Genomic DNA, 17982 nt, shown 5'->3' with positions numbered 1-17982 from the left:
GCTCAGAGGTTGCCGCGGCGGTCCTGCTCGCGCTCGATCGCCTCGAACAGGGCCTTGAAGTTGCCCTTGCCGAAGCCCATGGACCCGTGCCGCTCGATCATCTCGAAGAAGACGGTCGGGCGGTCCTGGACGGGCTTGGTGAAGATCTGGAGCAGGTAGCCGTCCTCGTCGCGGTCGGCCAGGATCTTCAGCTCGCGCAGCTCGTCGATGGGCACGCGGGTGTCGCCGACCCACTCGCCGAGCGTGTCGTAGTACGTGTCCGGCACGTTGAGGAACTCCACGCCCGCCGCGCGCATCGTGCGCACGGTGGAGACGATGTCGTTGGTGGCGAGGGCGATGTGCTGGACGCCGGGGCCGCCGTAGAACTCCAGGTACTCGTCGATCTGCGACTTCTTCTTCGCGATCGCCGGCTCGTTGATGGGGAACTTCACCTTCTTGGTGCCGTCCGCGACGACCTTGGACATGAGCGCCGAGTACTCGGTCGCGATGTCGTCGCCGACGAACTCCTTCATGTTGGTGAAGCCCATGACCTTGTTGTAGAAGGTCACCCACTCGTTCATCTTGCCGAGCTCGACGTTGCCGACGCAGTGGTCGACGGCCTGGAAGGTGCGCTTCGCGGGGGGCTCGACGATCGGCTGCGCGGCGGTGAAGCCGGGCAGGTAGGGGCCGTCGTAGCCGGAACGGTCCACCAGGGTGTGGCGGGTCTGGCCGTAGGTGGCGATGGCGGCGAGGACGACGGTGCCGTGCTCGTCCTTCACCTCGTACGGCTCGGTGAGCCCGGTGGCGCCGTGCTCGACGGCGTACGCGTACGCCGCGCGGGCGTCCGGCACCTCGATGGCCAGGTCCACCACACCGTCGCCGTGTTCGGCCACGTGCTCGGCGAGGAACCGGCCGTGCTCGGTGACCGGCTTGATGACCGAGGTCAGCACGAACCGCGCCGCACCGGACTCCAGCACGTAACTGGCCGTCTCGCGGCTGCCGTTCTCCGGACCGGAGTAGGCGACCAGGCGCATGCCGAAGGCCGTGGAGTAGTAGTGGGCCGCCTGCTTGGCGTTGCCGACGGCGAACACGACCGCGTCCATTCCCTTGACCGGGAAGGGGTCGTCCTGCCGGGAGGTCTGGGCGTTCTGAAGGGTCTCAGTCATGTGCGCAGGGTCTCGCCGTTCCACAGGATGCGCAATAGTTCGACCTGATGCTGAACAATGTGTGCAGCGGCATGGCGGAAGCACCGGGCGATCTGTACACAATGACCACGGAGGTGCGCGCATGAGCGTGGACGAGCTGGACGGCAGGCTGCTGGAACTCCTCGCGGCGGAGCCCCGCATCGGGGTGCTGGAGGCGTCCCGCAGGCTCGGCGTGGCCCGCGGCACGGTGCAGGCCCGCCTGGACCGGCTGCAGAGCTCCGGCGTCATCCGGGGGTTCGGCCCCGACGTGGACCCGGCCGCCCTCGGCTACCCCGTGACGGCGTTCGCCACCCTGGAGATCAAGCAGGGCCAGGGGGCGGACGTGCGCGCCCATCTGGCCACCGTGCCGGAGGTGCTGGAGCTGCACACCATCACCGGCCACGGGGACATGCTCTGCCGCCTGGTGGCCCGCTCCAACGCCGACCTCCAGCGGGTCATCGACCGCGTGGTCGGGTTCGCGGGCATCGTGCGCGCCTCGACGGCGATCGTCATGGAGAACCCCGTGCCGCTGCGGATCGTGCCCCTCGTGCGCAAGGCGTCCGGCCTCGCGGACCGCAGCGGTACCTGACGGGCGTGGGACTCGGGGCGCGGAACGGCCCGCAGGTCGGCGGCGGAGCGGCTCAGCAGGTGGGTGTCGGGCGGTCCGCCCGGAGGTCGGCCAGCGCGTCCAGGGCGTCGTCGAGCGTGCCGACCGGGATCAGCCGCAGCCCCGGCGGGGCCTCGGCGGCCGCGGCCGCGCACTCGGCGCGCGGTACGAGGAAGACGGTCGCCCCGTCACGCCGGGCGGCCTGCGTCTTGAGCGGAACGCCGCCGACCGGGCCGACACGTCCGGAGGCGGCGATCGTCCCGGTGCCCGCGACGGTACGGCCGCCGGTCAGGCTGCCGTCGCCGTCGAGCGTGTCCACGATGCCGAGGGCGAAGAGCAGTCCCGCGCTCGGCCCGCCGATCTCGTCGAGCCGCACGGTGACCCGCACGTCCTCGCCGTCGAGCCCGAGTTCGTCCAGTGCCGCCCGCACGGCGGCCTGCTGGGAGTCGGCCATCCGCTCGTCGTTGTAGTCGCGGATCTCCTCGGGCGAGTCGCCGACGGGGTAGACCACCTCGCGCGGCATGACCGCCCGGTCGTGCGCGAACCACCCGGAGAGCACGTCGCCGATCCGCACGGTGGCGTCCGGGCCGGTGGCCGCGATGGTGGTCATCAGCAGCTCGCCCTCCGGGTCCTCGTCCGCGTCGCCACCGCGCACGGTGATCACCCGCTCGCCCCGGTACTCCCCGAGGACGTCGGCGGTGACGCCCGGCTGGACGAGGGTGTACGGCAGGGGGACGAGGGCGGCGGCGACGACGAGAGCGGCCAGCACGAGGCCGCAGGCGGCCAGCACCGGACGACGGCGGGCGGCGAGAGCAGACATCACCCGTGCAATCTATGCGGTGCGTCGGGCGGCGGCCGAACCGCCCGGGCGGCCCCCGGGTGCGGCCCCCGGGTGCGGCCCCACAGGCGCGGGGCGCCGTGCTCAGCGCAGGGCGTCCGCGACCTCCTGGGCGGCGGCCACGACGCGGTCGCCGACCTTCTCCGGCACCGAGTCGGACAGCATCACCACGCCGACGCTGCCCTCGATCCCCGCCACCCCGAGCAGCGGCGCGGCGGCCCCGCTCGCACCGGCCTCCAACTCCCCGTGCGTCAGCACGTAGGAGGCCGCCGGGTCCGCGTCGGGGTGACGGCCGGCGAGGATGGCACGCCCGGCGGCGCCCCGGTCGAGCGGATGCCGGAAGCCCGGCCGGTAGGCGACGTGGTAGTCGGTCCAGCTCGGTTCGACGACGGCGACGGCGAGCGCGTCGCTGCCGTCGACCAGCGTGAGGTGGGCGGTGGCGCCGACCTCCTCGGCCAGGGAGCGCAGCGACGGCAGGGCCGCCTCCCGCACCAGGGGGTGCACTTGACGGCCGAGGCCCAGGACGCCGAGCCCGACCCGGGCCCGGCCACCGAGGTCCCGGCGGATGAGGGAGTGCTGCTCCAGCGTGGCGAGCAGCCGGTAGATCACGGTCCGGTTGACGCCGAGCTTGTGGGACAGCTCGGTCACGGTCAGCCCGTGATCGGTGTCGGCGAGAAGTTTCAGGACTCTGAGTCCCCGGTCGAGCGTCTGAGAGGTCTCCGCGGTCACGACGCCCCCTTTTCGGGTCAGTGCCGGCGGCGTCCACCCTGCGCACGGATGCGTTGTGCGTCACTGCCCAGGTCCCGTGGGCAGCGAAGAGGGGAGGCCACCGGTCGCGCTGGCAAGGGCCGCACCGGCTGCGCTCCGAGGCGGCGCTGCCACGGGGCGTGTGCGTGTCCGAAACTTAGCGACCCGATCCGCTCACCGGAAGACTTCGTCCAGAATCCGGGCACCAGGGGGTCGAGAGTGGCCCCCTTTTTACGCTCCATGTCCGAAAGGTGTCGTCGGCTGTTCATCCGTGTCCGGATGCCGTCGTGGGCGGTCACCGCCGAGACGGTCACCGCATCCGCGTGGCCCACTCCCGCACCTTGGTGATGCGCTGGGTCAGCTGCCCCGCCGTCGCCTCGGCGGTCGGCGGCCCGCCGCACAGCCGCCGCAGCTCCGTGTGGATCACGCCGTGCGGCTTGCCGCTCTGGTGGGAGTAGGCGCCGACGAGGGAGTTGAGCTGCTTGCGCAGCTCCAGCAGCTCCTTGTGCGTGACGACGGGACGGCGCTCGGCGGGCACCTCCAGCAGGTCCGCCTCCTCGTCGGGACGCCTGCGGCTGTGCGCGATCTGCCGCGCCTGCCGCTTCTGCAGGAGCATCTGCACCTGGTCCGGCTCCAGCAGGCCGGGGATGCCCAGGTAGTCCTGCTCCTCCTCGCTGCCGGGGTGGGCCTGCATGCCGAACTCGGCGCCGTCGTACATGACCCGGTCGAAGACGGCGTCCGACTCCAGCGCCTCGAAGGGCAGCAGGTCCTGCTCGCCGGTCTCTTCGTCCTGCTCCCGCTCGGCCTCCTTCAGCAGGTCGGCCTCCTCCGCGTACGGGTCCTCGTCCCCGCCCTTCTTCGGCTTGTCCAGGACGTGGTCGCGCTCGACCTCCATCTCGTGCGCGAAACCGAGCAGCATGGGGATCGTCGGGAGGAACACGGACGCGGTCTCACCGCGCCGCCGGGACCGCACGAAACGCCCCACGGCCTGTGCGAAGAACAGCGGCGTGGAGATCGTCGTCGCGTACACCCCGACCGCCAGCCGGGGGACGTCCACGCCCTCGGACACCATGCGGACGGCGACCATCCAGCGGTCGTCGGAGTGGCTGAAGTCCTCGATGCGCTGCGACGCCCCGGAGTCGTCGGAGAGCACGAGCGTCGCGGAGGTGCCGGTGATCTCCCGGATGAGCTTGGCGTAGGCGCGGGCGGAGTCCTGGTCGCTGGCGATCACCAGCCCGCCGGCGTCCGGGATGGCCTTGCGCACTTCGCTCAGCCGCCGGTCGGCGGCGCCGAGCACGCTCGGCATCCACTCCCCGCGTGGGTCCAGCGCCGTGCGCCACGCCTGGGAGACGGCGTCCTTCGTCATCGGCTCGCCCAGCCGCGCGGCGACCTCGTCCCCGGCCTTGGTGCGCCAGCGCATGTTGCCGCTGTAGGAGAGGAAGATGACGGGCCGCACGACGCCGTCGGCCAGCGCGTTGCCGTAGCCGTAGGTGTAGTCGGCCACGGAGCGGCGGATGCCCGCGTTGTCCTCCGCGTACTCCACGAACGGGATCGGGTTCGTGTCGGAGCGGAACGGCGTACCGGTCAGCGCCAGCCGCTTCGTCGCCGGCTCGAAGGCCTCGAAGACGGCCTCGCCCCAGGACTTGCTGTCGCCCGCGTGGTGGATCTCGTCCAGGATCACCAGGGTCTTGCGCTGCTCGCAGCGGTTGCGGTGCAGCATGGGCCGCACGCCGACGCCCGCGTACGTCACCGCGACGCCGTGGTACTCCCTGCCGACCGGACCCGCGCTGTACTCCGGGTCCAGCTTGATGCCTACCCGGGCGGCGGCCTCCGCCCACTGCTTCTTCAGGTGCTCGGTCGGCGCGACGACGGTCACCTGCTGCACGACGTGGTGGTGCAGCAGCCAGGACGCCAGCGTCAGCGCGAACGTCGTCTTACCGGCGCCCGGTGTGGCGACGGCCAGGAAGTCCCGGGGCTGCGCGGTGAGATAGCGGTCCATCGCACCCTGCTGCCAGGCGCGCAGCTTGCCCGCGGTGCCCCACGGGGCCCGACCGGGGAAGGCCGGGGAGAGGTGGTGTGAGGTGGTAGTCACGGTCTCCGTGCGGTGGGGTCGACGCCAGGACCGCGCCAGCCTACCTGGACCCGCACCCCACCCGACCGCCACCCGGCGGTCGGCCACGGGTGTCCACCGGGCCCCCTACTCCGTCACCACGGCGGAGGGGCGGATGGGGAGGCGGTTGACGGGACGCCCGGTGGCGGCGCGGACGGCGGAGGCGATGGCGGCGGGCGCCACGACCAGGGGCACCGCGCTGACGGACTTCGCCCCGAAGGGCGCCACCACGTCGCGCTCCTCGACGAGTTCGACGATCCGCAGGTCCGGCGCGTCGAGTGCCGTGGGCAGGGCGTACCCGGTGAAGTCGGGGTGGCGGACGACGCCACGGGCGACCCGCAGGTGCTCGGTGAGGGCCGCGCCGACGCCCTGGGTGAGGCCCGCCTCGATGCGGGCGCGGCACTGCGCCGGGTTGAGCACCCGGCCGACGTCCTGGGCGATCGCCAGCTCCACGACGCGGACGGAGCCCAGCTCGACGTCCACGTCGACGACGGCCCGGACGGCGGCGAAGGCCAGGCCGACGAAGGCGTCGCCCTGCCCGGTGTCGTCCAGCGGCTCCGTCGGGTGCGGGCGGCACTGGGCCGTGGCCCACAGCTCCTTGCCCTCCAGCGCCTCGGCGACCGTCGTGGACAGGACGCCGTCGTAGGAGGTGATCTTGCCGTCCGCGATGGACAGCAGCTCCGTGGACATGCCGAAGTTCGCGGCCAGCGGCTGGAGCAGCTGGGTGCGGACCATCTTGGCCGCCCGTTCCACCGCACCGGCCGACACCCAGGTGTGCCGGCCCCGGGCGCCGGGCCCGGCCGGGGGCTGGTCGGTGTCGACGGGGGCGACGTGGACCTCCTCGACGCCCAGCACCTCCTGGACGACCTGCCGGGCCAGCGTCGTGAAGCCCTGCCCGGTCTCGACGGCGGCGCACAGCACGGTCGCGACGGGGCCGTCCACCTTCACCGTCGCCGTGGCGACCTCGTCCGTGCCCTCGGCGCCGAGCAGGTGGACCATGCCGACGGCGTGCCCGACACCGCGCCGGACGGCGCCGGGCTCCCCCGCGCCCTCGGGGCCGCCGGGCAGGAGCCACTGGTCCTCGGGGCAGTCCTCGGGGAGCGCGGGCAGCGGCGCCTCGCGGACGCCGCGCAGCAGCTCGGCGACGGGCGCGGGGCAGGTGACGGCCTGCCCGGTCGGCAGGAGGTCGCCGGTGGCCATGACGTTGCGGGCGCGCAGCTCCGCCGGGTCCATGCCGAGCGCCTTGGCGAGCTTGTCCATCTGGCCCTCGTAGGCCGCGCAGACCTGGAGGGCGCCCTCCCCGCGCACGTGCCCGGAGGGCGGGTTGTTGGTGCGCACGGCCCAGCCGTCGATCGTCGCGTGCGGGACGACGTAGGGGCCGGCGGCGAAGGAGACGGCGGCGGCCAGCGCCTCGTGGGAGCCGTCGGCGTAGGCGCCGGCGTCCATGAGGATCTGCGCCTCGACCTTGACGAGCTTGCCCGCGCCGTCCGCGTGGTGCCGGTAGCGCAGCAGCGTGGGGTGCCGGTGGGGGTGACCGAGGAAGGACTCCTCGCGCCCGGCGGCGAGCTTGACGGGGCAGCCGGTGCGGATGGCCAGCAGCCCCAGCGGGATCTGGACGCTCAGGTCCTCGCGGTCGGCCATCGCCCCGGGCACGCCGGTGACGACGACTTTGACCTGCTCGGGCGGGAGCCCGCAGCAGGCGGCGACGCGGTCGCGGTCGGTGTGCGGGTCGGTGGAGGCGGTGTAGAGCTCCACGCCGCCGTCCACGCGCGGCACGGCGAGCCCGGCCTCGGCACCGATGGGCGCCGGGTCCTGGCGGCCGACGCGGTAGAGCCCCTCCACGACGACGTCGCCGGTGGCATCGGCGTCGCCGTAGCGCAGCGGCAGGTGGCGCACCACGTTGCCGTCGGGGTGCAGCGGTTCGGCCTCGAAGGCCTTCTCCGGATCGGTGACGGGCTCCAGGACCTCGTACTCGACGGCGATGGCCGCGACGGCCAGCCGCGCGGTGTCCGGATGGTCGGCGGCGACGGCGGCGACGGCCTCGCCGTAGTGCCGCACCAGGTCGCGGGCGAAGGCGGGACGGTCGGCGACGCCGCGTCCGTGGTTGGCGTCGCCGGGCACGTCGGCGTGGGTGACGACGGCCCGCACACCGGGCATGGCCTCGGCCTGCCCGGTGTCGATGGAGACGATCCGGGCGTGCGGGTGCGGGGCCCGCAGGACGGCCGCCCACAGCAGGCCCTCGGCCCACAGGTCGGCCGCGTAGGCGTAGGTGCCCTGCGCCTTGGCGAGCGCGTCGGTGGGCAGGACGGACGCGCCGATGCCGTGCGGTGCCGGTTCGGCGTGCGGGCGGGCGGACGGCAGCGGAGTGCCCCCGGCCGGGGTCGCCGTCACCGCGTCGCTGGACGTCACTGCGGGTCTCCCTCGTCACTGGGCCCGGCCTGCTGCGGGATGCGGGGGGCACCGCCGGTGTCCTCGACGGACCCGCCCCGGTCCTCGGGCTGCGGACGGGAGCGGGCCGCACGCTCGGCGGCGACCTCGCGGACGGCGTCGACGACGCCCCGGTAGCCGGTGCAGCGGCACAGGTTGCCGCACAGGGCGGTGCGGATCTGCAGGTCGGTGGGGGCGTGGTTGCCCTCCAGCAGGTCGTGCGCCGTCATGGCCATGCCGGGCACGCAGAACCCGCACTGCACGCCGGACCGCTCGGCGAGGGCGCGCTGCACGTCGGAGGGGACGCCGTCGCGGCTCAGCCCCTCGACGGTGCGGATCTCGCATCCGGCGGCGGTCGCGGCGGGCACCAGGCAGGAGGCGACGAGCCGTCCGTCGACCTGCACGGAGCAGGCGCCGCACTCGCCCTGGGAGCAGCCGTCCTTGGCCCCGGCCAGGCCGAGGCGTTCCCGCAGGACGTAGAGCAGGGACTCACCGAGCCACACGTCGGCGACGTGCCGCTCCGTGCCGTTGACGTGCAGCGTGTACGAGACGAGCGGGTGCTCGTCGTCCTCGGCCGGGGGTGCGGCGGCGGGCGGCTCCTCGGCGGGCTCCGGCGGGGGCGCCGCCGTGGCCCCGGAGGGCCGACCCGGCTCGGACGCCGCGTCGGGGGCGGCCGGCGCGGCCGCGTCCGGGGCCGGTGACGGGTGGGGGACGAAGGCGGGCGGCTCGGCGGCGGGGAACGGTTCCGTGGCGTGGGGTCCGGCGGGGAACGCCGTGGTGTCCCACGTCTCGGTGCCGTACGGCTCGGCTCCGCCCGGTGCCGGGGCGGCCCACGGCTGCTCGGGGGGCTCGGCGGCGCCGGTGTCGGCGTGCATTCGGCCCTCGTGGGAACCGGCCAGCGCGGCGGCGGCGCCCTGACCGAGCGCGGCCGAGGCGGCGGCCGGGCCGTCGCCGGGCCCGCCCTCGGCGGACGGGTCGGCGACGGCCGGGGCGAACGGCAGGGTCCAGGTACCGGTGTCCGTCGGGTCCGTGGTGGCCGCGGGGGTGGGCGGCGGGATGACCGGCGGCTCCCAGCCCTGCCCGGTGCCGGGGGCGGCCAGCGGCGTGCGGCCGTCGTGGCCGGGGCCGGGCGGGCCGTCCTCCGTCACCTGCGGCGGGAGCTGGATGAACGCGGTGGCGTCGGCGTCGTACTCGCCCCCCCAGCCGCCCTGCGGAGGCGCGGACGCGTCGGGGTGGGCGGACGGCGCGTGCGGGTCGTTGGTCATGCGAGCGCCCTCCCGAGTGCTCGGCGGGCCAGCGCGGCCACGGTGCGGCGCAGTTGGAGGACGGCCGGCGGCAGGGCGGGCGTCTCCCCGTCGTCCGGGCCGGGGGCGGGGTCGGGGATGCAGGCCATCGCCACGTAGTCGCCGAAGGCCCGCAGGGCCTCGGGGGCGAGGGCGACTTCGCCCCGGACCCGGACCATGGACCAGTCGATGAGCGAGGCCACCCACTGCTCGGCCTCCAGTGGGCGCAGCGGCATGGGGGCGACGGCACCGACGGCGCAGCGCACGCCCCGCCGGGCGGGGTCGAGGACGACGGCGGCGGAGGCGAGGGCGCGGCTCGGGCCGGTGCGGCCGGTGGCCTTGAGGAACGTCTGCGGGGCGTGCAGCAGCGGCACCCGGATGTGGCCGACGACCTCGCCGGGGTTGAGCAGCTCGCGGCCGCTCAGGAGGTGGCTGACCGGCGTCTCGCGCCGGGCACCGCCGGGGCCGGCGACCACGAGGACGGCCTCCAGGGCGGCCAGGACGGGGAGGGTGTCGCCGGTGGGGGCCGCGCTGACGATGTTGCCGCCGAGGGTTCCGGCGTTGCGGGTCTGCGGCGGACCGGCGGCACGGGCGGCGGCGGCGAGGGCGGGGAAGAGGGCGGCGAAGTCGGGGCGGCCCATGCGGGCGTGGGTGAGTCCGGCGCCGAGGAGGCCGTGCCCGTCCTGGTACTCCCAGCTGCGGATCTCGCTGATCCGGCCGAGGCCGACGAGGGCCGCGGGGCGCAGCCGCCCGGCGTTGACGTCCACCATCAGGTCGGTGCCGCCGGCGACGGGCACGGCCGCGGGCATGGCGGTGAGTGCCGCCACGGCCTCGTCCAGCGTCGTCGGCAGGGTGACGGACCGCGTCACCCCGGGATCGTGTGGCGCATGCGGTGCGTGCGTGCTCAACCCAGCTGCCCCTTCCCCGGTCTCCCGGATGCCCAGCCGTACCGTACGTGCTCACGGGGCGGACGTGGCAACTCTGGCACATGTCTTGACGCCGGAGGAGTGCAGGTCCATGACGGAATGGTGTCTTCCGCTCGGCGCGGACGGGAGGGCCGGGGCTCGACGACCCGAGGCCGGTGAATCGTTCCTGCGAGGACGCGCACGGATCGGGGCTGCACGTCCCCACGCTCGCACGGACGGCGCGCCCCGGCGCCGGGCGCTGCGCGACTCTCACACGATCGGGGACCCGGCGTCGCTCACGCGTGCGAACGCCGCCGCCCGCAGCGTGCGCCCCGGGGGGCGAGGCGGAGCCCGGACCGGCCGCGCGGCGGCCGGTCCGGGCCGCAGGTCACTTCCGGCCGGCGTCCTTGCCGTCCTTGCCGCCCTTGCCGTTCTTGTCGCCGCCGCTGGTCATGGACTCGTAGATCTCCTTGCACAGCGGGCAGACCGGGTACTTCTTCGGATCGCGTCCGGGCACCCACACCTTGCCGCACAGCGCGACGACGGGCGTGCCGTCCATCGCGCTCGCCATGATCTTGTCCTTCTGGACATAGTGGGCGTAGCGCTCGTGGTCGCCATCACCGTGGGACACCTGGGGCGTCGGCTCGACCAGCGTTCCGGTACCCGTGCCGCGCTCGGGCCCGGGCTCAAGAGGAGTGCTCATGGCTCCCAAGGGTACCGACCCGTCCGGGGTGCGGAACGGCTCTCAGTTGAGCGACGGGTCGTCCGGATATGTGGCGACGAAGGCCAACTCGCCGCGCTGCCGCCGGAGCACCGCGCGCCACAGGCGCTCCGGGTCGGGCGAGGAGACGTCGCCGGGCTCGGAGTCCACGACGTACCAGGCGCCCTCCTCCACCTCGTCCTCCAGCTGACCCGGGCCCCAGCCCGCGTACCCGGCGAAGATGCGCAGGAAGCCCAGCTCGGCGGCGAGGACCTCCGGCGGCGCGTCCAGGTCCACCAGACCGATCGCCCCGTGCACGCGCCGCCAGCCGAGTGGTCCCTCGCCGCCGGGGATGAGCGCGACGCCCAGCGCGGCGTCCAGCGAGACCGGACCGCCCTGGAAGACGACCCCGGGGGCGCCCGCGAGCTCCGCCCACGCCTGAAGGATGTCGCCCACGCCGACGGGTGTGGGGCGGTTGAGCACGACACCCAGGGAGCCGCCCCGGTCGTGGTCGAGGAGGAGCACGACGGCACGCTCGAAGTTCGGATCGGTCAGTGCCGGAGTGGCGACCAGCAGCCGTCCGGTGAGCGAGGACACCTCGGAGGACATGGGCCCATGATTCCGTACGCGGCGCACCGCGGTCCACGCGCTCCGGCGGGTACGCGACCGGTGGTGTTTCTCCAGGTGACGGCGCACGGGCGCGCGGGCGGGCCGCGCGTCGGCGCCCGGCCCGCCCGGGGCGGGGCACGCGGCGCCCGGCCCGGCCCGGGCGCGCGGGGCCGCGCGGGACCTCCGTGGCCCGGCCGACCGGCGGCTACCATTCCCCCTGTCTCCCGCCCACTTGTTCGTCCCCCGCCCAGTTTGTAGAGATCGCGAGTTACATGACCGGCAACGAAGACGTCCTGCTCGTCCACGGCGGCACCCCGCTGGAGGGTGAGATCCGGGTCCGCGGCGCGAAGAACCTCGTGCCCAAGGCGATGGTCGCGGCCCTCCTCGGCGGCGAACCGAGCCGTCTGCGCAACGTCCCCGACATTCGTGACGTGCGGGTCGTCCGGGGACTGCTGGAACTGCACGGGGTGACGGTGCGCACCGGCTCGGAGGCCGGTGAGCTGGTGCTCGACCCGTCGAACGTGGAGAGCGCCGACGTCGCCGACATCGACGCCCACGCCGGTTCCTCGCGCATCCCCATCCTGTTCTGCGGTCCGCTGCTGCACCGGCTGGGCCACGCGTTCATCCCGGGCCTGGGCGGCTGCGACATCGGCGGTCGGCCGATCGACTTCCACTTCGACGTGCTGCGCCAGTTCGGCGCCACGATCGAGAAGCGCCCCGAGGGCCAGTACCTGGAGGCCCCGCAGCGGCTGCGCGGCACGAAGATCAAACTGCCGTACCCCTCGGTGGGCACCACCGAGCAGGTCCTGCTCACGGCCGTCCTCGCCGAGGGCGTGACGGAGCTGTCGAACGCCGCCGTCGAGCCGGAGATCGAGGACCTCATCTGCGTCCTGCAGAAGATGGGCGCGATCATCTCGCTCGACACCGACCGCACGATCCGCATCACCGGTGTGGACCGGCTCGGCGGCTACCAGCACCGGGCCCTGCCCGACCGGCTGGAGGCCGCGTCCTGGGCCTGCGCCGCGCTGGCGACCGAGGGCAGCGTGTACGTGCACGGCGCGAGCCAGCGCGAGATGCTGACGTTCCTCAACACCTACCGGAGGGTGGGCGGGGCCTTCGCCGTGGAGGACGACGGCATCCGGTTCTGGCACCCCGGCGGCCCGCTGAAGGCGATCGCGCTGGAGACGGACGTCCACCCGGGGTTCCAGACGGACTGGCAGCAGCCGCTCGTCGTGGCCCTCACCCAGGCGTCGGGGCTGTCGATCGTGCACGAGACGGTGTACGAGTCGCGGCTCGGCTTCACCGAGGCCCTGAACCAGATGGGCGCGCACATCCAGCTCTACCGGGAGTGCCTGGGCGGCACGCCGTGCCGCTTCGGGCAGCGCAACTTCCTGCACTCGGCCGTGGTGTCGGGCCCGACGAAACTCCAGGCCGCGGAGCTGGTGATCCCGGACCTGCGGGGCGGGTTCTCCTACCTCATCGCGGCCCTGGCGGCCCAGGGGACGTCCCGGGTGCACGGTATCGAGCTCATCAACCGGGGCTACGAGAACTTCATGGAGAAGCTGCCCGGCCTCGGCGCGAAGGTCGAGACGGCGTAGCGCGGCCGCGCACACGGCGAGGGGCGGCCGCCCCGGCCTCGCAGGCCGGGGCGGCCGCCCCTGGTTGCCGTGGGTTACTTGCCCTTGGCGGCTTCCTTCAGCTTCGAGCCCGCGGACACCTTGACGCTGTAGCCGGCCGGGATCTGGATGGGGTCACCGGTCTGCGGGTTGCGGGCGGTGCGAGCGGCACGGTGGGTGCGCTCAAAGGTGAGGAAACCCGGGATGGTGACCTTCTCGTCGCCCTTCGCGACGACCTCGCCGACGGTCTCGGCGAAGGCGGCCAGAACGGCGTCGGCGTCCTTGCGGGTCACCTCGGCGCGGTCGGCCAGGGCGGCCACCAGCTCAGTGCGGTTCATGTGTGTTACTCCCGTGTTCTTCTTGCCGTTGAGGCGTGAGACGAAGCCGATGCTGCCAGGGCCCTCGGACAGTGCCGCGACCCGGGGTCTGCTCCCAGACCCTCGCGCCCGGCACGCATCCTGCCCGCACCAGTGGCGGGAAAGCCAATCCGGGGCCGTCGCGTCACACGAAAAGCTCCGCCGTCCCGTCGCGCTGACGTTCCGCAGGCTTTGTCCGCCCGCAACCCTACGGGTGCGGTACCGCCCGTCATCCCGCGACGCGCCGTTCCCCCGCGCCGCAGGGCGCCCCGACGCCCCGGGGTGAACCCCGTGCGGGGTTCACCCGGACGCGGGGCACCGCCCCCCCCCGGACGGCCCGCGGCCGTCCGGGCCAGCCCGCCGGCCCGCGGCCGTCCGGGTCAGATCGCCGGCGCCGCCTTCGCGGCCTCCCGGACGGCGTCCGCCACCGCGCCGGAGACCTTCTCGTTGAAGACGCTCGGAATGATGTAGTTCGCGTTCAGCTCGTCCTCGCCCACGACGTCGGCCAGGGCGCGGGCCGCCGCCAGCATCATCCCGTCGGTCACGGTGTGGGACTGGGCGTCCAGCAGACCCCGGAAGACGCCGGGGAAGACGAGGACGTTGTTGATCTGGTTGGGGAAGTCGGAGCGGCCGGTGGCCACGACGGCGGCGGTCCGGCGCGCCACGGCCGGGTCGATCTCCGGGTCCGGGTTGGCGAGCGCGAAGACGATGGCGCCCTCGGCCATCGCCGCGACGTCCTCGGCGGAGAGCACGTCGGGGGCCGAGACGCCGATGAAGACGTCCGCGCCCGCCACGGCCTCCTTGAGCGTGCCGGTGACGCCCTCGGGGTTGGTGTTGTCGGCGATCCAGCGCAGCGCGGTGCCGCCGTCGGCCCCCTTGAGGTCGTCGCGCTCGCAGTGCACGACGCCGTTGATGTCGCACACGACGGCGTGCTTGACGCCGGCCGCCATGAGCAGCTTCAGGATGGCGGTGCCGGCGGCCCCGGCGCCGGACATGACCACCCGCACGTCGCCGATCGCCTTGCCGACGACGCGCAGCGCGTTGTGCAGTGAGGCGAGCACGACGATGGCGGTGCCGTGCTGGTCGTCGTGGAAGACGGGGATGTCCAGGGCCTCGCGCAGCCGGGCCTCGATCTCGAAGCAGCGGGGGGCCGAGATGTCCTCCAGGTTGATGCCCGCGAAGCCGGGGGCGATGGCCTTGACGATCGCGACGATGGCGTCGGTGTCCTGGGTGTCCAGGCACAGCGGCCAGGCGTCGATCCCGGCGAACCGCTTGAAGAGGGCGGCCTTGCCCTCCATGACGGGCAGCGCCGCCTGCGGGCCGATGTTGCCCAGACCCAGGACGGCCGAGCCGTCGGTGACGACGGCGACGCTGTTGCGCTTGATCGTCAGCCGCCGGGCGTCCTCGGGGTTCTCCGCGATCTGCGTGCAGACGCGGGCGACACCGGGGGTGTAGATCATCGAGAGGTCGTCGCGATTGCGAATGGGGTGCTTGGACGACATCTCGATCTTGCCGCCGAGGTGCATGAGGAACGTGCGGTCGGAGACCTTGCCGAGCGTGACGCCGTCGATCTCACCGAGCTTGTCCACGATGCGTGCGGCGTGGTCGGTCGAGGTCGCGGCGACCGTGACGTCGATGCGCAGCCGCTCGTGGCCGGACGCGGTGACGTCAAGGGCGGTGACGTGACCTCCGGACGACTCCACGACGGTGGTGATCTGACTGACCGCCGAGCCGCCGACCGGAACCTCCAGCCGGACGGTCATCGAGTAGGAGACGCTGGGCGCCGTTGCCATGCCGACTTCCTCTGCTTTCCCTCATACGCTTCGCGGGTGCGCGTTTGCCTCCGAATCGTCGCACCTACCTCCGGGTATGCGGTAAGCGGACCTTGATTCGGAAATATTATTCCACGATACGAGAGGAAGTGTGCCGACGGAAGCCCCTCCCCCGCACCGCTTCCGTTCGGGGCCTTCCGTGACCGGGTGCACAACCGGCCTTGCCCACAAGGGAATCCCGTTTGTTAGCCTGGACGTGGCGTCGGCCCGATCCATGCCCCCGGGCCCAACCATCGTCGCTACGAGCGACCACTTGCCGCGAGGCGAGCTGGCGGGTCGGCGCCACCTGACCGCGCACGTGAGGCGGGCCCCCACGGGGCCCGCCTCACGTCGTTCCGCGCCTCCCGGACCGAAGCCGCCGCTACTCCCGCAGCAGGTCCGGCACCCCGTCCGCGTCCGGCAGGTCACGCTCGCCGGAGAGGATCGTCAGCCGCTGCGTGGCCCGGGTGAGGGCGACGTAGAGCACCCGCAGCCCGGCCGGGGACTCGTCGGCGATCTCGGCCGGCGTCACGACGAGCGTCGCGTCGTACTCCAGCCCCTTCGCCTCCAGGCTGCCGAGCGCGACGACCCGGTCGCCGAGGCCGGCCAGCCAGCGGCCCGCCCGCTCCCGCGCGGCCATGGGGACGACCACGCCGACCGTGCCCTCCACCTCGTCGAGCAGCCGCCCCGCCTCCCGGCGCACCGCGTCGCCGAGGCCGCCGGGACGACCGCCGGAGCCGCCGGAGCCGCCGACGACGGCGAAGCGGGGCACGAGGCCGGTGGAGCGCACCGCCTTCGGCGGTTGCGTGCCCGGCATGGCCAGGGCCAGGACGCGCGAGGCCAGCTCGGCGATCTCCGACGGGTTGCGGTAGTTGACGGTCAGCTCGAACCGCCGCCGGGGGCGCGTGCCGAGGGCCTCCCGCCGCGCCTCGGCCGCGTCGTCCTGGTCCGACCAGGAGGACTGCGCCGGATCGCCGACGACCGTCCACGTCGCCTGCCGTCCGCGCCGGCCCACCATGCGCCACTGCATGGGGGTGAGGTCCTGCGCCTCGTCCACGATGACGTGGGCGTAGTCGCGGCGGTCCTCCCCCGCCCGCTCGGCGCGGGCCGCCCGGCGTGTGGGGTCGCGGTCGGCGGCCGTGGTCAGCTCGGCCAGGCCGGTGAACTGGTCCAGCGGGTCCATCTCCCGCTTCTTCGGCCGCGCCGGGGCGCCGAGGACCTGCTGGAGCTCGTCCAGCAGCGCGACGTCGTGCACGGAGAGCGGCCCCCGCCCGGCGGCGTCCAGCCGGGACAGCGAGCGGGCGAGCCTGCGCACCTCGCGGGGCTGGAGCACCCGGCGCGCCCAGCGGCCGAGCCGCCGCTCGTCACGCAGGGCGGCGAGCACAAGCCGGGGCGTCAGCTCCGGCCACCAGGCGGCCAGGAACTCCTGGAAGGGCTCCTCCTCCGTGACGTCCTCGTCGAACGCCTGCCGCGCCTCGGCGGCCAGCTCCGGGTCGCTGCCCGGCGGGTGACGCACGGGCCCGCCCGCCTTCTCCCACAGCGCGTCGAGCAGCAGCTTGCGGGCGCGGGGGCGCAGCAGGTTCACCGGCGCGGTGCCGCCGAGTGCGGCCGTGCGGACGGCGCGCAGCTCCTCGGCGTCCAGCTCGACGCGGGCGCCGAAGACGACGACCCGCAGTCCGGCCGCCGCCCCGGGCCCGCCGGCCCGCTCCAGCGTGCCCCGCGCGGCGCGGCGCAGCACCTTCGTCATCCGGCCGGAGCCCTTGATCCGTGCGACGTCCATGGGGTCGTGGGCCTCGGCCTCCGCGCCGTCGACGAGGGAGCCGAGCGCCCGGATCGCCACCTGCCCCTCCTCCCCGAGCGAGGGCAGCACGCCCTCGGTGTAGGAGACGAGCAGCGGGGTGGGGCTGACGACGAGGATGCCTCCCGCGTACCGGCGCCGGTCCTGGTAGAGCAGGTAAGCCGCCCGGTGCAGGGCGACGGCCGTCTTGCCCGTGCCCGGTCCGCCCTCCACCTCGGTGACGGACGCGGCCGGGGCCCGGATGACCTCGTCCTGCTCGGCCTGGATGGAGGCGACGATGTCCCGCATGGTGTGGCCGCGGGCGCGGCCGAGCGCGGCCATGAGCGCGCCGTCGCCGACGGCGGGCAGTTCCTCGCCGTCGAGTCGGGCGGTCAGTTCCGGCCGCAGCAGGTCGTCCTCGACGCCGAGGACCCGGCGGCCCCGGGACCGGATGACCCGGCGGCGGACGACGCGGCCCGGGGCGACGGGGGTGGCCCGGTAGAAGGGGGCGGCGGCGGGGGCGCGCCAGTCGATGACGAGCGGGGCGTAGTCGGCGTCGAGCACGCCGATCCGGCCGATGTGCAGCGTCTCGGCGATGTCGGCGGTCAGGTCCGGACGCACGGCCCCCTCGGCGGGCTCGACGGAGGTGTAGGCGCCGTCGGGGCCCCGCTCCCCGTCCTTGCCGTCCAGGAGGTCGATGCGGCCGAAGAGGAAGTCCTCGAACTCGCTGTTGAGCCGGTTCAGGTGGACGCCGGCGCGGAACACCTGGGCGTCCCGTTCGGCGAGCGCGCCGGGCGTGCCGACCTGGGCGCGCCGGCCCGCGTCGGCCATCAGGAACTCGGCGTCGTGGATCTTCTCCTCCAGACGGCGGTAGACCGCGTCCAGGTGGTTCTGCTCGGCGTGGATCTCGCGTTCCCGCACGCCGGTGTCCTGCGCCTCCAACGCAAGGGCCCCCTTCCGCTGTGTCCAGGGCAGCCGTCCACCGTACGCGACCCGGGCCCCCCTGCGCACGCACGACGACCCGGGGTGAGCT

Annotated in this window: 14 protein-coding genes; 2 read left to right on the top strand and 12 right to left on the bottom strand. The window is 74.1% G+C overall.

Features of this window, described 5'->3' with window-relative positions:
* Positions 1-2 precede the first annotated feature (2 nt).
* Positions 3-1145 (bottom strand): 4-hydroxyphenylpyruvate dioxygenase, encoded by a 1143-nt coding sequence (gene hppD / locus V6D49_RS18530; protein ID WP_340561210.1) that lies wholly within the window; start codon positions 1143-1145, stop codon positions 3-5.
* A 121-nt stretch (positions 1146-1266) separates the two neighbouring features.
* Between hppD and V6D49_RS18525 the strand changes: the two genes are divergently transcribed.
* A complete protein-coding gene (locus tag V6D49_RS18525; RefSeq protein WP_340561208.1) occupies positions 1267-1752 on the top strand; it encodes an Lrp/AsnC family transcriptional regulator in 486 nt (161 codons plus the stop codon).
* A gap of 52 nt (positions 1753-1804) precedes the next feature.
* Here V6D49_RS18525 and V6D49_RS18520 read toward each other — a convergent pair whose 3' ends face one another.
* The 8 genes from V6D49_RS18520 to V6D49_RS18485 form a co-directional block, all read right to left on the bottom strand.
* Positions 1805-2590 (bottom strand): S16 family serine protease, encoded by a 786-nt coding sequence (locus V6D49_RS18520; protein WP_340564119.1) that lies wholly within the window; start codon positions 2588-2590, stop codon positions 1805-1807.
* Positions 2591-2692: 102 nt separating this feature from the next.
* A complete protein-coding gene (locus V6D49_RS18515; protein ID WP_340561206.1) occupies positions 2693-3337 on the bottom strand; it encodes an IclR family transcriptional regulator in 645 nt (214 codons plus the stop codon).
* Positions 3338-3665: 328 nt separating this feature from the next.
* Positions 3666-5447, bottom strand: a complete 1782-nt coding sequence (locus tag V6D49_RS18510; RefSeq protein WP_340561204.1) for a DEAD/DEAH box helicase — start codon at positions 5445-5447, stop codon at positions 3666-3668.
* A gap of 105 nt (positions 5448-5552) precedes the next feature.
* Positions 5553-7874, bottom strand: coding sequence for a xanthine dehydrogenase family protein molybdopterin-binding subunit (locus tag V6D49_RS18505; RefSeq protein ID WP_445330547.1), 2322 nt, complete (start codon positions 7872-7874; stop codon positions 5553-5555).
* The gene (locus tag V6D49_RS18500; RefSeq protein ID WP_340561202.1) at positions 7871-9157 is read right to left on the bottom strand and encodes a 2Fe-2S iron-sulfur cluster-binding protein; all 1287 of its coding nucleotides are present in this window, start codon (positions 9155-9157) and stop codon (positions 7871-7873) included. Before V6D49_RS18500 ends, V6D49_RS18505 begins: the two co-directional genes overlap by 4 nt.
* Positions 9154-10083, bottom strand: coding sequence for an FAD binding domain-containing protein (locus tag V6D49_RS18495; protein WP_340561200.1), 930 nt, complete (start codon positions 10081-10083; stop codon positions 9154-9156). The genes V6D49_RS18500 and V6D49_RS18495 overlap by 4 nt, the downstream gene beginning before the upstream one ends.
* Positions 10084-10468: 385 nt before the next feature.
* A complete protein-coding gene (locus tag V6D49_RS18490; protein WP_340561198.1) occupies positions 10469-10783 on the bottom strand; it encodes a DUF3039 domain-containing protein in 315 nt (104 codons plus the stop codon).
* 42 nt (positions 10784-10825) lie between these two features.
* On the bottom strand, positions 10826-11389 hold the full coding sequence (locus V6D49_RS18485) for a YqgE/AlgH family protein (protein ID WP_340561196.1): 564 nt from the start codon (positions 11387-11389) through the stop codon (positions 10826-10828).
* Positions 11390-11661: 272 nt separating this feature from the next.
* On the opposite strand from V6D49_RS18485, the gene murA reads away from it, so the two are divergent.
* Positions 11662-12987, top strand: coding sequence for a UDP-N-acetylglucosamine 1-carboxyvinyltransferase (gene murA, locus V6D49_RS18480; RefSeq protein ID WP_340561194.1), 1326 nt, complete (start codon positions 11662-11664; stop codon positions 12985-12987).
* A gap of 74 nt (positions 12988-13061) precedes the next feature.
* Here the strand turns inward: murA and V6D49_RS18475 are convergent, their stop codons facing one another.
* The 3 genes from V6D49_RS18475 to V6D49_RS18465 form a co-directional block, all read right to left on the bottom strand.
* Entirely contained in the window at positions 13062-13343 is a 282-nt protein-coding gene (locus tag V6D49_RS18475; protein ID WP_191208147.1) for an HU family DNA-binding protein, read from the bottom strand.
* A gap of 398 nt (positions 13344-13741) precedes the next feature.
* Entirely contained in the window at positions 13742-15154 is a 1413-nt protein-coding gene (locus V6D49_RS18470) for an NAD-dependent malic enzyme (RefSeq protein ID WP_340561192.1), read from the bottom strand.
* A gap of 400 nt (positions 15155-15554) precedes the next feature.
* Positions 15555-17924 (bottom strand): HelD family protein, encoded by a 2370-nt coding sequence (locus tag V6D49_RS18465; protein WP_445330652.1) that lies wholly within the window; start codon positions 17922-17924, stop codon positions 15555-15557.
* Positions 17925-17982: the final 58 nt, after the last annotated feature.

This window comes from Streptomyces sp. GSL17-111 (assembly GCF_037911585.1).
In the GTDB taxonomy this organism is placed as follows: domain Bacteria; phylum Actinomycetota; class Actinomycetes; order Streptomycetales; family Streptomycetaceae; genus Streptomyces.
This window is presented reverse-complemented; position numbering and strand designations above follow the sequence as displayed.

What these genes read in the sequence shown, in the direction of transcription:
- V6D49_RS18475 (WP_191208147.1), bottom strand. Translation starts at nt 13,343, where the DNA reads ATGAACCGCACTGAGCTGGTGGCCGCCCTGGCCGACCGCGCCGAGGTG.
- V6D49_RS18485 (WP_340561196.1), bottom strand. Translation starts at nt 11,389, where the DNA reads ATGTCCTCCGAGGTGTCCTCGCTCACCGGACGGCTGCTGGTCGCCACT.
- V6D49_RS18490 (WP_340561198.1), bottom strand. Translation starts at nt 10,783, where the DNA reads ATGAGCACTCCTCTTGAGCCCGGGCCCGAGCGCGGCACGGGTACCGGA.
- V6D49_RS18525 (WP_340561208.1), top strand. Translation starts at nt 1,267, where the DNA reads ATGAGCGTGGACGAGCTGGACGGCAGGCTGCTGGAACTCCTCGCGGCG.
- V6D49_RS18500 (WP_340561202.1), bottom strand. Translation starts at nt 9,157, where the DNA reads ATGACCAACGACCCGCACGCGCCGTCCGCCCACCCCGACGCGTCCGCG.
- murA (WP_340561194.1), top strand. Translation starts at nt 11,662, where the DNA reads ATGACCGGCAACGAAGACGTCCTGCTCGTCCACGGCGGCACCCCGCTG.
- V6D49_RS18520 (WP_340564119.1), bottom strand. Translation starts at nt 2,590, where the DNA reads ATGTCTGCTCTCGCCGCCCGCCGTCGTCCGGTGCTGGCCGCCTGCGGC.
- V6D49_RS18470 (WP_340561192.1), bottom strand. Translation starts at nt 15,154, where the DNA reads ATGGCAACGGCGCCCAGCGTCTCCTACTCGATGACCGTCCGGCTGGAG.
- hppD (WP_340561210.1), bottom strand. Translation starts at nt 1,145, where the DNA reads ATGACTGAGACCCTTCAGAACGCCCAGACCTCCCGGCAGGACGACCCC.